Source organism: Aneurinibacillus migulanus, from assembly GCF_001274715.1.
GTDB classification, from domain to species: domain Bacteria; phylum Bacillota; class Bacilli; order Aneurinibacillales; family Aneurinibacillaceae; genus Aneurinibacillus; species Aneurinibacillus migulanus.
Map to the genome: position 1 here is coordinate 607,806 of NZ_LGUG01000004.1, position 11,991 is coordinate 619,796.

Below are 11,991 nucleotides of genomic sequence, written 5' to 3' on the forward strand. Positions count from 1 at the left end.
AGGTGTGACATGTATCCCGATACACCAACGTTCGAACAACAAATTAACGAGAAAATGGCTACTGAAACAACAAATACTAAACCGAAAATATTAAATGATTTGATTAGAACACATGACACTACTGAAATGAAACGGGGTGTCGATTATTATTTTAACCGTAGTGATATCATGAAACGCCAACAGTATGTATGGAAAGATGGTGTGAAAGTAGTCGATGAAACAAAACCAAATAACAAAATTCCTCATGGATGGCATAAGCTCCTAGTAGATCAAAAGGTATCGTATATCCTTGGTAAGTCAGTGACATTCACAGGGCCAGACGCTTTTCTAAAGAAGATCGCCGAGGTGTTAACAGAGGACTTTAATGACGATATGATCGAGCTTGGTCTAGGTGCTTCAAACAAAGGGAAAGAATGGCTACATCCTTACATTAACGAGGATGGGGAGTTTGATACCATTGTCATTCCCGCAGAAGAATGTATCCCTATATATGACACAAGCAAACAGAAGAACCTTGAGGCTTTCATCCGTTATTATCCATACATTATCAACGGAGAAGAGGGTAAACGTGCTGAATGGTGGACAAAGGATGATGTAACATATTACGTCGCTACCGCTGAAGGTGAATTTGTTCTTGATACAACAGAAGAACCAAACCCGGCACCTCACTTTTATTACGGTGATAAAGGTTATGGATGGGGAGAAGTCCCGTTCATCAAGTTCGCTAATAATCAATTCGAGGTATCAGACCTTGATTTTTATAAAGAGCTTATCGACGACTATGACAAACGAGTAAGTGATAACTCAAATAACCTAGAAGAGTTGCAAAGCCTCATCTTTGTACTTAAGGGATATGAAGGACAGTCACTTTCTGAGTTCATGGATAACCTACGACATTACAAAGCAATAACCCTTGATGCAGACCCGGGATCAGGTGTTGATACAGTGAGTGCAGAACTGCCTATTCAATCTGTAAATAGCCACTTAGACCGTTTGAGAGAGGAAATATTCACATTCGGTCAAGGTGTAGATGTAAATACAAATAAGTTCGGTAATGCTCCTTCAGGTATCGCGCTTAAATTCTTGTTCTCGTTGCTTGATTTGAAGGCCGATATGCTTGAACGTAAATTCCGTAAAGGGCTTGAGTGGGTGATATGGTTTGTAGCTGAATACTTAAGTATTAAAGGTGAGGGGCAGTTCAATTACAAAGAGGTGAAATTCACCTTCAACAAAAATATGTTGATGAATGAACTTGAAGCCTCGCAGATCGCTCAAAATAGTTCCGGCATCATTTCTGAACGTACAATTCTTGCTCATCATCCATGGGTGACAAACCCGGAAGAGGAAGAGAAACGAAAGAAAGAGGAACGAGAAGAAAAAGCTAAACAAGTACAGGATAATTACCAATTCCCTGAACAAGGGGATGGGGATGATGAATAGTGAATGATGAGTTAAAGAATCCTTCTGCTGAATACCTGGGTAAACGTATGGAAGAGGTCATAGAGGCTGATATCAAGCGCACAGATGATACAGAGGAATTGCTTACAGATATGTACTCTAAATCATTGAAAGCTATACAACAGGCCGTACAATCGTTTGTAGGGCTATATGCTAGTGAAAACGGTATGACATATCAGCAAGCAACTGTATACCTCAATAAAACTGAGTTTATGGAATGGCGACAGGATATCGAGGACTATGTTGAGCAGATAGAAAAAACAAATGATTCTCTTTTGTTGCTTGAGCTCAATACATTGGCTGCTCGGTCACGTATTACACGCATGGAAAAGCTTATGACTGAGATCAAAGTGCGACTTGCCTTGTTGAAACAACAGCAAGAGGATACAATGACAGGCCATCTTATCGAAACAGCAACAGAAAGTTATACAAAGACAGGCTTTGTTATCTCTCAAGGGATAGGGGCCGCTACTGCTGCAACCGTACTGAATACACAGGCAATAAACGCAATCCTTGAGATTCCATGGAGTGGGGCCAACTACTCTAAACGCATATGGAGTGACAGACAACGGCTTGCGCTTACACTTGAAGAAGAATTGATGCAGCATTTCATTCAAGGCAAAGACATACGCCAAACAAGTAAGGCTTTAGCTGAAAGAATGGATGCTAGCTTATCTAATGCTACCCGGTTGATTCGTACCGAAAGCAGTTTTGTAGCGAATTATTCGTCAGGTAAAGCGTATGAGGATGCAGGAATTAAACAATACCAGTTCCTCGCTACACTAGACCGTCGTACAAGCTCTTTGTGCCAGAAGATGGACAATAAGGTGTTTGACCTTAAAGAGAAGCGTATAGGGGTAAATTATCCGCCGTTGCATCCGTATTGCAGATCGACGACAATCCCTTATTTCGATAGTCCGAACAGTTTACGTATAGCAAGGGATAAGAACGGTAAACCAATTCGAATTCCAGCCAACATGAACTATGAGCAGTACAAAAAGAAATATCTTGAGAAGAAGTAGTCGCCGATGGGTGACTTTTTTTATTGGTCTTTTTAAGGGTTAGACCCTAAAGAAACGGTAACCGTTTGGAGGTGGGTAACCTCTAAAAAAACCTAAAACGGGAGAGTGTTTATATATGGATTTAAAAGAGTTGCTTGGAGAAGAACTTTACAATCAGGTCATTGAAAAAGCAGGAGATAACAAAATTGCCGTTGTGTCAGATGGCAATTGGTTTCCTAAGGATAAGTTTGACGAGAAAAACAATGAAGTTAAGGAACTAAAAGGCCAATTGAAAGAGCGCGATAAGCAGTTAGAGGATTTGGGCGCCAAAGCAAAAGGTAATGAAGAGTTGGTCAAGCAAATCAATGACTTGAAAGAGCAAAACGAACGTACGACCAAAGAGTATCAGGAGAAACTTGATAAACAAGCGTTTGAATTCGCTCTTGATAAGGCTATTACCGAAGCGCAGGCTAGAAATCCGAAAGCTGTAAAAGCGTTGCTCAATACTGAAACCATTAAGCTTGATGGGGAAAAGTTACTTGGATTTGATGAACAAATTAAAGTAATAAGAGAAAGTGATGGGTATTTATTTGATTCGCCCGGATTAAAAGGACGGGTGCCTCATAATCCGCCTAATCCGCGTGATAAAACTACTGTGAATCCGTTTAGTAAGGAACATTTCAACCTAACAGAACAAGGCCGGATTTACAAAGAAGATAGGGAGCTTGCTATTAGATTAGCAGCAGAACATGGAATAAAACTAAATTAAGAGGGGTGCTTTTTAAATGACAGTAAGAATCGCAGATGTAATTCAACCGGAAATTTTCACATCATACGTTGTGAACAAAACAATGGAGAAGTCAGAACTAATTAAATCTGGCATTGTGGTAAACGACTCGCAGTTCGATGAACTAGCAAGTGGGCCAAACACAACGGTTGATATGCCGTATTTCAACGATTTGGACGGGGATTCCGAAACAATGAAGGATGATGGTGCGTTAACTCCCGGTAAAATCGGTACGAATGCAGATAAAGCCAAAAAACACGGGCGCGCACGAGCTTGGGGAGCTAACGGTCTTTCTGCGTTGCTTTCTGGTGCCGATCCGATGGAAGCTATCGCTAGCTTGACTGCAAACTATTGGGTTAGGGATATGCAAAAGGTGCTTTTAAATACACTGAAAGGCGTCTTTGCCTCTCCGAGCATGACAGACCACGTTCTTGATATTAGCGGAGGCACAGGTGGGGCTGAATTACTTGATGGGGCAGCATTTGTTGATGCAACACAAAAGCTGGGGGATGCTAAAGATCAATTAACGGCTGTTATCATGCACTCAGCAGTTGAAGCGTATTTGGTTAAACGCCAATTGATTGAGTATGTTAATCAAACAAACGAATTAAACCAAACAACTCGCGTCCCTTATTTCATGGGTAAACGTGTGATTGTGGATGATGCAATGCCGTTTGACACTAACGAACTTGTTGGTGAAATGTATCTATTTGGATCAGGAGCAATTGCGCTTGGTAATGGTTCGCATCCGCGTATTATTGCAACGGAAGTTGATCGCGATTCTCTCGCTTCAACCGGGGAAGATTTTCTAATCAATCGTAAAATCTTTATTCTTCATCCGCGTGGAATCAAGTGGACTGATACCACAATTGCGGATGTATTCCCAACAAATGCAGAGCTAGCAACGGGCGCAAACTGGCAACGTGTATACGAACCTAAGAAAATCCGTGTCGTTAAATTTAAATTCAAAGTCACATTGTAATGAAACAAGAGGGAGGTGGTTACGCCTCTCTTTATTTAATATAAGGGGGTAAAAATGAGTTTATCATCATTCCAACGCCGCCGCCGTGAGTTAGAAGCAAAGCGAAAGGCCGAACAAGTACGAGAACTCGAAAAGAAAGAGGCGCCCAAACGCAAAAACGCAAAGAAAGATGAGGATAAGTAGGGTGAAATATCCTTACTTTTCTCTTTAGGTGGTGAAACGATGGATAACAGACTGTCTACATTAAAGATGCTGCTTGATATTCCTGTGAATGACACGACATATGACGCCAAACTCAACTATTACCTTTCTGTTACAGAGCAAGAGATGCTTGCATGGATGAATCGTACAGACTTTCCACCTGCACTTGAGAACACACTTATCCAAGCTGTAATCAAGATACACAAAGGTAACACCGTTTCTGAGGCGTCTAGCGCCCCTGTAAAGAGCATTGCACGAGGCGACACTACAATTACCTATGGTGACGCTCAACAGGTACAGGGATACAGTTTCTTGACTGGAGATATGCTTGGTTTGATGCGTCGTTTTAAGTTGGTGAAGTTCACATGACAGAAGCAGACATATTAGCTGAAACCTACTGGCACCGGATGGAGATAAGAGGGACGATGGAAGTTAAAAAGCCGTGGGGAGAAACGGTAATTGAGGACGATGTGTTAAAAGGATCGGATATCCCTTGTTCTTTCTCCGTCGGTATTGGACGAAACACCACCCAAACAGAGGGGCCGAATGATATTGCTTATGACGGTAAGGTGTTTTGTCGGCCTGATGTGAACGTTATAACAGGGGATTCTATCACGGTCACATTTGAGAATGGATGGATACGCAAATTTGTTGCGAATGAGCCGATGTATTACCCCTCGCACATTGAGATACCAGTTACAAGGGAAGGTACCGGGTAATGGGATTTGACTTACGGGGATTAGATGAGTTTGAGCGTTCGTTCTTGCAACGTGTTATACGTGAGATGCCGGATAAAGTGCGTAAGAAGCTTACCGAGCTTGCTTATCGCTACCTAGCCGATGTAAAGCGTCTAACTCCAACTGGTGAAACGGGAAACTTAAAAAACAGCATAGTTGTAGACAGTGTGAAGCGAGTCGGTAACGAATGGGTTGTAGTGGTAGGAAGCAACGCACATTATGCTGCTCATGTAGAGTACGGACACCGTATCAAGCGTGGTAGTGAATATGTTGGCTTCGTGCAGGGGCAGCACATGTTTGAAATAGCGCTCAAGCAACTAGAAGAAGTCATAGACACTGATATGAAACAATGGCTTAAGGATATCAAGGAGGGGAGAGCGTGACGCTAGATGATATATTCCAGGCAGTAACAAAGAAGCTTGCAACAGCTTTCCCTTCCGCAAAAATATATGGTGAAGAGGTACAGCAGGGGTTAAAATACCCTGCTTTTTTTGTGTACTTAGTGCCGATCATCAATTCAAATGAGACAGAGCGCCGAACCTACAGCCGGGTGTCAATCAAGATTGTGTATATGCTCGAAAAGAAGAATAACAGCGCATATAGGAAAATGACAGATGACTTGAACAAGCTATTTAAACTCTATTTCCCTATAGGTGACAGGGTGCTTGAGATATACGACAAGACTTCCCAAGTTATAGATGATTCGATCAACTTCTCATTTGATGTAAGTTTCTACGAAATTGAGTTTGCAGAGCAATACGAGCTTATGCAGACGTTACAGACTGATATATAAGGAGGCGTGAGAATGGGACTGCCTAAGATTGATATTATCTTCAAAACCCTAGCTGTTAGTGCTGTATCACGTTCAGCGCGTGGGATTGTAGCCCTTATCGTTCGAGACACGAAAACAGAAGTGAAGATATACAACGGTATTGAAGAAGTGAAAACGACCGATTTCAGCGCCGAGAACATTGTGCATGTAAAGGAAGCTTTTTACGGTACACCATCAAAAGTTATCGTGGTGCCGATTGGGGCCGAGGCTCCTTTGGCTGATGCACTCAATACATTGAAGGGCATGTATTTCAACTATCTAGCTATGCCAGCAGCTACGGAAACTGATATTACAGATATCACAGCGTTTATTAAAGGTCAACGCACTAATAAGAAACGAATTTATAAGGCTGTACTTGCAAATGCCGCCGCTGATGATGAGGGTATTATCAACTTTACAACAACGAACATCAAAATGAAGGATGGTAAAACAAAAACAACGGCTGATTTCACAGTGCGTCTTGCTTCCGTATTTGCTGGACTTCCGTTTACTCGCTCGGCTACGTACTATGCTTTTTCCGATGTAGAATCCATTGATGAACATGACGATCCGAATGCAGATATTGATGCCGGGCAACTCATCCTAATCAATGACGGCCGGAAGGTGAAGATTGGACGCGCTGTAAACTCCTTGGTGACGTTCACAACTGAAAAGTCAGCTATCTTCTCTAAGATTCGTATTGTCGAGGTTGTCGATATGATTCGCGAGGATATTCGTATGACATTTGAAGATAATTACGTTGGTAAATACACAAACAGCTTTGTAAATAAGATGATGTTTGTTACCTCGGTAAATGCATATTTTCAGCAACTTGTAATCGAAAATGCACTTGATGCTGAAGGTTTAAACCGTGCTCGGATAGATGCAGAAGCGAACAAGCTTTATCTTGAATCGATTGGAAAAGACATATCGACAATGAATGATAGCCAACTTTTACGAGCTAATACGGCGTCGAATGTATTTTTAGCTGCGAATATTAGCGCTCTTGATTCAATGGAAGATTTAACATTTGTAATCGGATTATAGGAGGTGTAGAGAATGTCAGTAGAAGATAAGGTATATACCGGATCGGGTGGCAAAGTTTACTTTGATGGCGAGGAATTGTTCTATGTTCAAAAATCAGAGTTAAAAGTCACACCGAAACGCGAAAACTTCGATCTAGTTGGTGAATTGGATGAGTATTCTAAACTAGTCGGGTTGAGTGGAAAAGGTAGTGTCGAAGTAATTAAAACAAACGCTTTTGTATATAGGCGCTTTGTTGAAGAAATGAAAAAAGGGAAAGATCCTACCTTTACGTATATCGGGGAAGTTACAAACGCAGCTACAAATGAGACACAAACAGCTATTGCTAACGAATGTAAAATTGATGGCGATCTTGATATTATGTCGTTCGAACCCAAGAAAATTATGAATGATGCAATATCGTTTACATTCCCACCAACAAAAATGGAATTTGAAGAATAATAACGGGTAGCCTATGGGCTGCCCTATTTTATTGGAGGTAACTATGGCAATTGTAAATATTCAAGATGTAATCGCGAAACGAAAAGCGAAGGTCGAAGAAAAAATAGCGACGGTATATATACCCTCTCTTGAAGGAGAAATCAAAATCAAAGCTCCTTCTCGGGAGGATTTGCGCGAGTACGATCATGCGCTTGTATATGAGCGAACAAAAGAAAATGACAGCGAGGTCTTACAAAAGGCCACAGAAAAGATAATTTTACGCAATGTAGTAGAACCAAATTTGAAAGATAAGGATCTCATTGAAGCGCTTGGGTGTAAGAAAAATCCTTCTGCTGTTGTTCAAGAGTTTTTTGAGGTAGTAGAAATCCCGCAAGTAGCTCTATTTATTCTTAATCTTGCAGGTCGTGATAATGCTGCCCCAGTGCGATTGGTGGATGATCTAAAAAACTAATCGAGAGTGATGATGTGTTTCATATGTATCATCACTACCTGAAAAAAGGTGTTCTTTCTAGCGTTATAGATACTCTGCCTTATGAAGAGAAAGAACTTATGATGGCGAGTGCAGCTAAAGAAAAAGAAGAACAACAAAAGCTCCTTGAAAGTGGGGTGAGTACATTTGTCTGATTTTGTAGTAAGCACTGAACTTTCTTTAAAAGATAGTTTCACTAATCCAATGCGAGGTGCCACACAGGCAGTAGATGAGCTTAGAAAAAGATTAGAAAGAACAAATGATGCTATTGACTCTATTGGCCCTGCAACCTCTCAAGTAGGTTCGCAAATGGAAAGCTTTTGGCAACGTTCAGTAAGCCAAGCGAATGCCTCATATTATGCATACACGCGTGTTGGTAGATATCTTGCTGTTGGTCTTGTAGCTGCTGCTGGGGCCGCTGTTACTGCGTTAGGGGCTTTGGGGGTAGCCGGGATACAAAGTGCCATGGAGATGGAGAATAACGTCTCCAGAATACAAGCAAGCCTCGGTGTTACTAATGAGAAAGCAGAACAACTAGGGGAGATTGCTAAATCTACATTTGTGAATGGATGGGGCGACTCTCTACAGGCTGTTTCCGACGATCTTGTCATCTTAAGGCAAAACATGGGTAACTTAGGTGATGATACAAGTGGTGAATTACTAGATTATGCATACACCATCCGGGATGCCTTTGGTGGAGAGATAATGGAGAGTACACGTACAGCCTCCGTTATGATGAAACAGTTTGGTATTGATGGTTATGAGGCTATGGACTTAATCACCACAGGCTTTCAAAAGGGTGGTAACTTCTCGGATGAGTTGCTTGATACTATGCGTGAGTATGCTCCGCAATTTAAGGATATGGGCCTATCTGCTAACCAAATGACAGCAATTCTAGTTAAGGGTGCCGAAGCAGGTGCATGGAATTTAGATAAAGTCGGGGATGCTGTAAAAGAATTTAATCTACGTGCCCAGGATGGAAGTAAAACCACCACAGAAGGATTCGAAGCAATCGGATTAAATGCTGATAAAATGGGTGAGGCAATCGCTCAAGGTGGCGAAAAAGGACAACAGGCTTTTGTTGCTACGATTGCAGCATTGGCGAATATGAAAGATCCATTGAAGCAGAATGAAGCTGGGGTTAATTTGTTCGGTACACAATGGGAAGATGTACGTGCTAAAGTAATAACAGCAATGGCAGATGGAGTAAAAGGTTTGGGTGATGTAGAAGGCGCAACCGAGAAGGCAGGAGAAGCACTCCAAAATAATCTACAGCACAAAGCTATTAAGGTGTGGCGAGAACTTTCTACTAGTATCGGCGAAAATATGAAGCCTGTTCTAGCTGAGTTAAGTAAAGTGGCAGATATGTTAATTGCTAAGATGCCAGAGATTACGGCAGCAATCGATACTGTATTCGCTACTGCCGGCAAAGTCTATAACTTCATAAAAACGAACTGGCCCATGATCGAGACAGTGGTAGGAAGCATTACGGCTGCTGTAGTCGCCTATAACGCAACCTTGCTTATTTTAAATGCCCGACTTATTGCAGTGAATACATGGACGAAAATTGTTACTGCTGCACAAATCGCTTGGAATATCGCAATGAATTTGAATCCGTTAGGTGTTGTAATCGCCTTAATAGCCGGAGTGGTTGCCGGGGCTATATTGCTGTATAAAAACTTTGATGTAGTCAAAGAAAAGACACATCAATTATGGGCCGCAATAAAAAGCGCTTGGGAGAATGTAAAAACAAAAACAGCAGCAGTATGGGGAGAATTCAAAGAAACTATTTCAACCGCTATGGAAACAGCAAAGAAAAAAGCATCAGAGTTTTTTGAGCCAGTTAAAAAGTGGATCGACACTATTGTAGAGAAGTGGGAGGCTTTCAAAAAATCTATTACAAGCTTTGAGCTTCCGAAATTTGAATTACCTTCTTGGATGGGTGGAGGTGGAGATAGTAACTTGCCGGGGCACAAAGATGGACTTCCTTATGTCCCATATGACAATTATGTTGCAAGACTCCATAAAGGTGAACGTGTCCTTACAGCCCAAGAAAATAAGGATTACAACAAAGGTATTGTAAACAATAAGACTACTACAAACAATACGACAACTAGCACAGTTAATAAACCGACCAATGTTGTTGTTAATTATTACGCAAGTGGTGCCGGGGAAGATACTGAGTTCAGAAGATTCATGGCGAAATTCGGCCCAGCTTTGGAAAATATTTAGGAGGTGAGGTGATGGGAAATCCTATTTCAATATTCCTTTCTATTAATAACGGAGAGAAAACAATGCAAATTCCTATCCTTCCTTCTGAAATTGATCCGGGGGGGTTCGAGAATAATCATGAAGTATTCGAAACCGTAAACGGAGAACTTCGACTAATCGGGAGTAAGAAATTGCGTCGCTTTTCTCTTACAACATTTTTCCCAGATAACTACTATGAAGTAGATAAAACAGGGCTTGCCGGGTTCGAAGGATGGGGAGGACAAGGAAACGCTGCTAAGAAGCGCATAGAGGAATTGCGACGCTGGAATGATAGGCGAGTACCCATACGACTACAAATACCGTACTACGGTATAAATATGGCTGTTACGTTAGATAGATTCGAACCAAAAGTAAGAAGTGGTAACCGGGATATCTACTACACCTTAGAAATGACAGAGTTTATATTCCCGCAATTAAAAGTAAGTAAAGCTACAGGCAAGGTAAAACCAACCGTACCGAAATTCGATAAATATGTTGCGCCTCCAAAGGAAGATAGTAAAAAATCTGGCAACAAAGGTAAACCGGGAAAGGGTTATGACTCGGACAAGGCAAAAGCAGTACGTGAGCAGGTCAAGAAACTTGGATTGCGCATTAGTTCAGCCGGACGCTCAGCCAAGCACAACAAAGAGGTAGGTGGCGCTAAAAGTTCGGCACACTTGACTAATGAAGCGTATGACGTTGTAGGTAATGCGAAAAAATTAGACCAGTTAGCAGCATGGGGCCGGAAGAATGGGTACTTTGTGTTATGGCGAACTAAAGGCCATTACGATCACGTTCATATCGATTGGAAGAAGAGGTAATATTTATGCCGCACCAAATATTCCTTACACATGAAGGCACACGATATGAGTTGACACCCGTTGTTGGCCCGATGAGTTGGTCAGATTCTATAGAGGAATTAGGGCAGAGGTTAGACTTCACTCTTCCAATCGCATCTGCTACACCCTATTTCAAATTTAAGATTGCCCCAGCTGATATCGTAACTGTAATAAACGAGGGTAAAGTTATATTTATGGGCTATATCTTCGATATGACATATACAGAGACAAATAGGGCTATCACTTGCTACGATCCTTTATTTTATCTCAACAAGAGCAAAACGACGATTCAGTTTAAAGGGAAAGAAACAGCTACAGCTTGCGTTAAAAAGTTGCTTGGGCCGTTTGCTATTCCTACTGCTCGAATTGCTACCATGAATACGAAAATCAAAAAGATTTATAACGAACAAACCTATAGCGATATTATAAAAGACATTCTGTATCAGGCCAAACGAGACATAGGCGAGGACTACCGTTTTCAAATGGAGAATGGAAAACTTGTCATTGACCGACAGAATGCTTTTTTATTGGACGTAGCGATAAAGCTTTCTAGTAACAGTGGCAAGTTTGATTTACTAGAGTTTATTAGCAATCCGCAACGTAGAGTGTCTATTTCAGAACTACGAAATAGCATCGTTATAACTAAAGATGATCAGGTTTACACAAGCATAGCTGCACCTGATAGCATAGGCAAATATGGCTTGCTACAAGAAGCAATTACTTTCGATGGTAATACCCTATCCGATGCAAAAAGACAAGCATTATCGGCTTTGCAGGAGCTTAATCGAGTGAATGAAGAGGTTAGTTTTGATCTCTTAGGCCATGACGATGTACGCTCGGGCCGGGTACTTAAGATAACCGAGGCAAAAACAGGTATCATCGGACAATTTATCATCACAAGTACAAACCACACGCTTGCAAATGGTATTCATAAAGTAAGTTGCACTTTTAAACGATATTGAGGTGATTAT

At 41.4% G+C, this 11,991-nt stretch carries 16 protein-coding genes; all 16 read left to right on the forward strand.

Translation table 11 applies throughout. From position 1 onward, the window contains the following. Positions 1–9 precede the first annotated feature (9 nt). The 16 genes from AF333_RS04625 (at position 10) to AF333_RS04690 (ending at position 11,982) form a co-directional block, all read left to right on the forward strand. Positions 10–1,440, forward strand: coding sequence for a phage portal protein (locus AF333_RS04625; protein WP_043065043.1), 1,431 nt, complete (start codon positions 10–12; stop codon positions 1,438–1,440). Beyond that, entirely contained in the window at positions 1,440–2,480 is a 1,041-nt protein-coding gene (locus tag AF333_RS04630) for a minor capsid protein (protein WP_052811935.1), read from the forward strand. Before AF333_RS04625 ends, AF333_RS04630 begins: the two co-directional genes overlap by 1 nt. Positions 2,481–2,595: 115 nt before the next feature. Beyond that, entirely contained in the window at positions 2,596–3,228 is a 633-nt protein-coding gene (locus AF333_RS04635; RefSeq protein WP_043065042.1) for a phage scaffolding protein, read from the forward strand. Positions 3,229–3,244: 16 nt separating this feature from the next. After that, on the forward strand, positions 3,245–4,228 hold the full coding sequence (locus tag AF333_RS04640; RefSeq protein ID WP_043065041.1) for a major capsid protein: 984 nt from the start codon (positions 3,245–3,247) through the stop codon (positions 4,226–4,228). Between the two features lie 54 nt (positions 4,229–4,282). After that, on the forward strand, positions 4,283–4,411 hold the full coding sequence (locus tag AF333_RS36665; protein ID WP_255322211.1) for a hypothetical protein: 129 nt from the start codon (positions 4,283–4,285) through the stop codon (positions 4,409–4,411). Between the two features lie 39 nt (positions 4,412–4,450). Further along, complete coding sequence (locus tag AF333_RS04645) at positions 4,451–4,798, forward strand: head-tail connector protein (RefSeq protein WP_043065040.1); 348 nt, start codon at positions 4,451–4,453, stop codon at positions 4,796–4,798. Next, on the forward strand, positions 4,795–5,148 hold the full coding sequence (locus tag AF333_RS04650) for a hypothetical protein (protein ID WP_043065039.1): 354 nt from the start codon (positions 4,795–4,797) through the stop codon (positions 5,146–5,148). Before AF333_RS04645 ends, AF333_RS04650 begins: the two co-directional genes overlap by 4 nt. Beyond that, on the forward strand, positions 5,148–5,549 hold the full coding sequence (locus AF333_RS04655; protein WP_052811934.1) for an HK97 gp10 family phage protein: 402 nt from the start codon (positions 5,148–5,150) through the stop codon (positions 5,547–5,549). The genes AF333_RS04650 and AF333_RS04655 overlap by 1 nt, the downstream gene beginning before the upstream one ends. Next, on the forward strand, positions 5,546–5,959 hold the full coding sequence (locus AF333_RS04660) for a phage tail terminator family protein (RefSeq protein ID WP_052811932.1): 414 nt from the start codon (positions 5,546–5,548) through the stop codon (positions 5,957–5,959). Before AF333_RS04655 ends, AF333_RS04660 begins: the two co-directional genes overlap by 4 nt. A 12-nt stretch (positions 5,960–5,971) precedes the next feature. Next, complete coding sequence (locus AF333_RS04665) at positions 5,972–7,024, forward strand: phage tail sheath C-terminal domain-containing protein (RefSeq protein ID WP_052811930.1); 1,053 nt, start codon at positions 5,972–5,974, stop codon at positions 7,022–7,024. 12 nt (positions 7,025–7,036) lie between these two features. Next, a complete protein-coding gene (locus tag AF333_RS04670; RefSeq protein ID WP_043065037.1) occupies positions 7,037–7,462 on the forward strand; it encodes a phage tail tube protein in 426 nt (141 codons plus the stop codon). Positions 7,463–7,505: 43 nt separating this feature from the next. Next, positions 7,506–7,913, forward strand: coding sequence for a hypothetical protein (locus tag AF333_RS04675; protein ID WP_043065036.1), 408 nt, complete (start codon positions 7,506–7,508; stop codon positions 7,911–7,913). A 23-nt stretch (positions 7,914–7,936) separates the two neighbouring features. Beyond that, complete coding sequence (locus tag AF333_RS33445; RefSeq protein WP_158502347.1) at positions 7,937–8,086, forward strand: hypothetical protein; 150 nt, start codon at positions 7,937–7,939, stop codon at positions 8,084–8,086. Then, complete coding sequence (locus AF333_RS04680; protein ID WP_052811928.1) at positions 8,079–10,163, forward strand: phage tail tape measure protein; 2,085 nt, start codon at positions 8,079–8,081, stop codon at positions 10,161–10,163. The genes AF333_RS33445 and AF333_RS04680 overlap by 8 nt, the downstream gene beginning before the upstream one ends. An 11-nt stretch (positions 10,164–10,174) precedes the next feature. Then, positions 10,175–11,002: a D-Ala-D-Ala carboxypeptidase family metallohydrolase gene (locus AF333_RS04685; protein ID WP_043065035.1), complete on the forward strand. Its 828-nt coding sequence runs from the start codon at positions 10,175–10,177 to the stop codon at positions 11,000–11,002. Next, entirely contained in the window at positions 10,987–11,982 is a 996-nt protein-coding gene (locus AF333_RS04690; protein WP_235496099.1) for an XkdQ/YqbQ family protein, read from the forward strand. The genes AF333_RS04685 and AF333_RS04690 overlap by 16 nt, the downstream gene beginning before the upstream one ends. Positions 11,983–11,991: the final 9 nt, after the last annotated feature.

What these genes read in the sequence shown, in the direction of transcription:
- AF333_RS04640 (WP_043065041.1), top strand. Translation starts at nt 3,245, where the DNA reads ATGACAGTAAGAATCGCAGATGTAATTCAACCGGAAATTTTCACATCA.
- AF333_RS04655 (WP_052811934.1), top strand. Translation starts at nt 5,148, where the DNA reads ATGGGATTTGACTTACGGGGATTAGATGAGTTTGAGCGTTCGTTCTTG.
- AF333_RS04645 (WP_043065040.1), top strand. Translation starts at nt 4,451, where the DNA reads ATGGATAACAGACTGTCTACATTAAAGATGCTGCTTGATATTCCTGTG.
- AF333_RS04650 (WP_043065039.1), top strand. Translation starts at nt 4,795, where the DNA reads ATGACAGAAGCAGACATATTAGCTGAAACCTACTGGCACCGGATGGAG.
- AF333_RS04665 (WP_052811930.1), top strand. Translation starts at nt 5,972, where the DNA reads ATGGGACTGCCTAAGATTGATATTATCTTCAAAACCCTAGCTGTTAGT.
- AF333_RS04685 (WP_043065035.1), top strand. Translation starts at nt 10,175, where the DNA reads ATGGGAAATCCTATTTCAATATTCCTTTCTATTAATAACGGAGAGAAA.
- AF333_RS04670 (WP_043065037.1), top strand. Translation starts at nt 7,037, where the DNA reads ATGTCAGTAGAAGATAAGGTATATACCGGATCGGGTGGCAAAGTTTAC.
- AF333_RS04635 (WP_043065042.1), top strand. Translation starts at nt 2,596, where the DNA reads ATGGATTTAAAAGAGTTGCTTGGAGAAGAACTTTACAATCAGGTCATT.
- AF333_RS36665 (WP_255322211.1), top strand. Translation starts at nt 4,283, where the DNA reads ATGAGTTTATCATCATTCCAACGCCGCCGCCGTGAGTTAGAAGCAAAG.
- AF333_RS04675 (WP_043065036.1), top strand. Translation starts at nt 7,506, where the DNA reads ATGGCAATTGTAAATATTCAAGATGTAATCGCGAAACGAAAAGCGAAG.
- AF333_RS33445 (WP_158502347.1), top strand. Translation starts at nt 7,937, where the DNA reads ATGTATCATCACTACCTGAAAAAAGGTGTTCTTTCTAGCGTTATAGAT.
- AF333_RS04625 (WP_043065043.1), top strand. Translation starts at nt 10, where the DNA reads ATGTATCCCGATACACCAACGTTCGAACAACAAATTAACGAGAAAATG.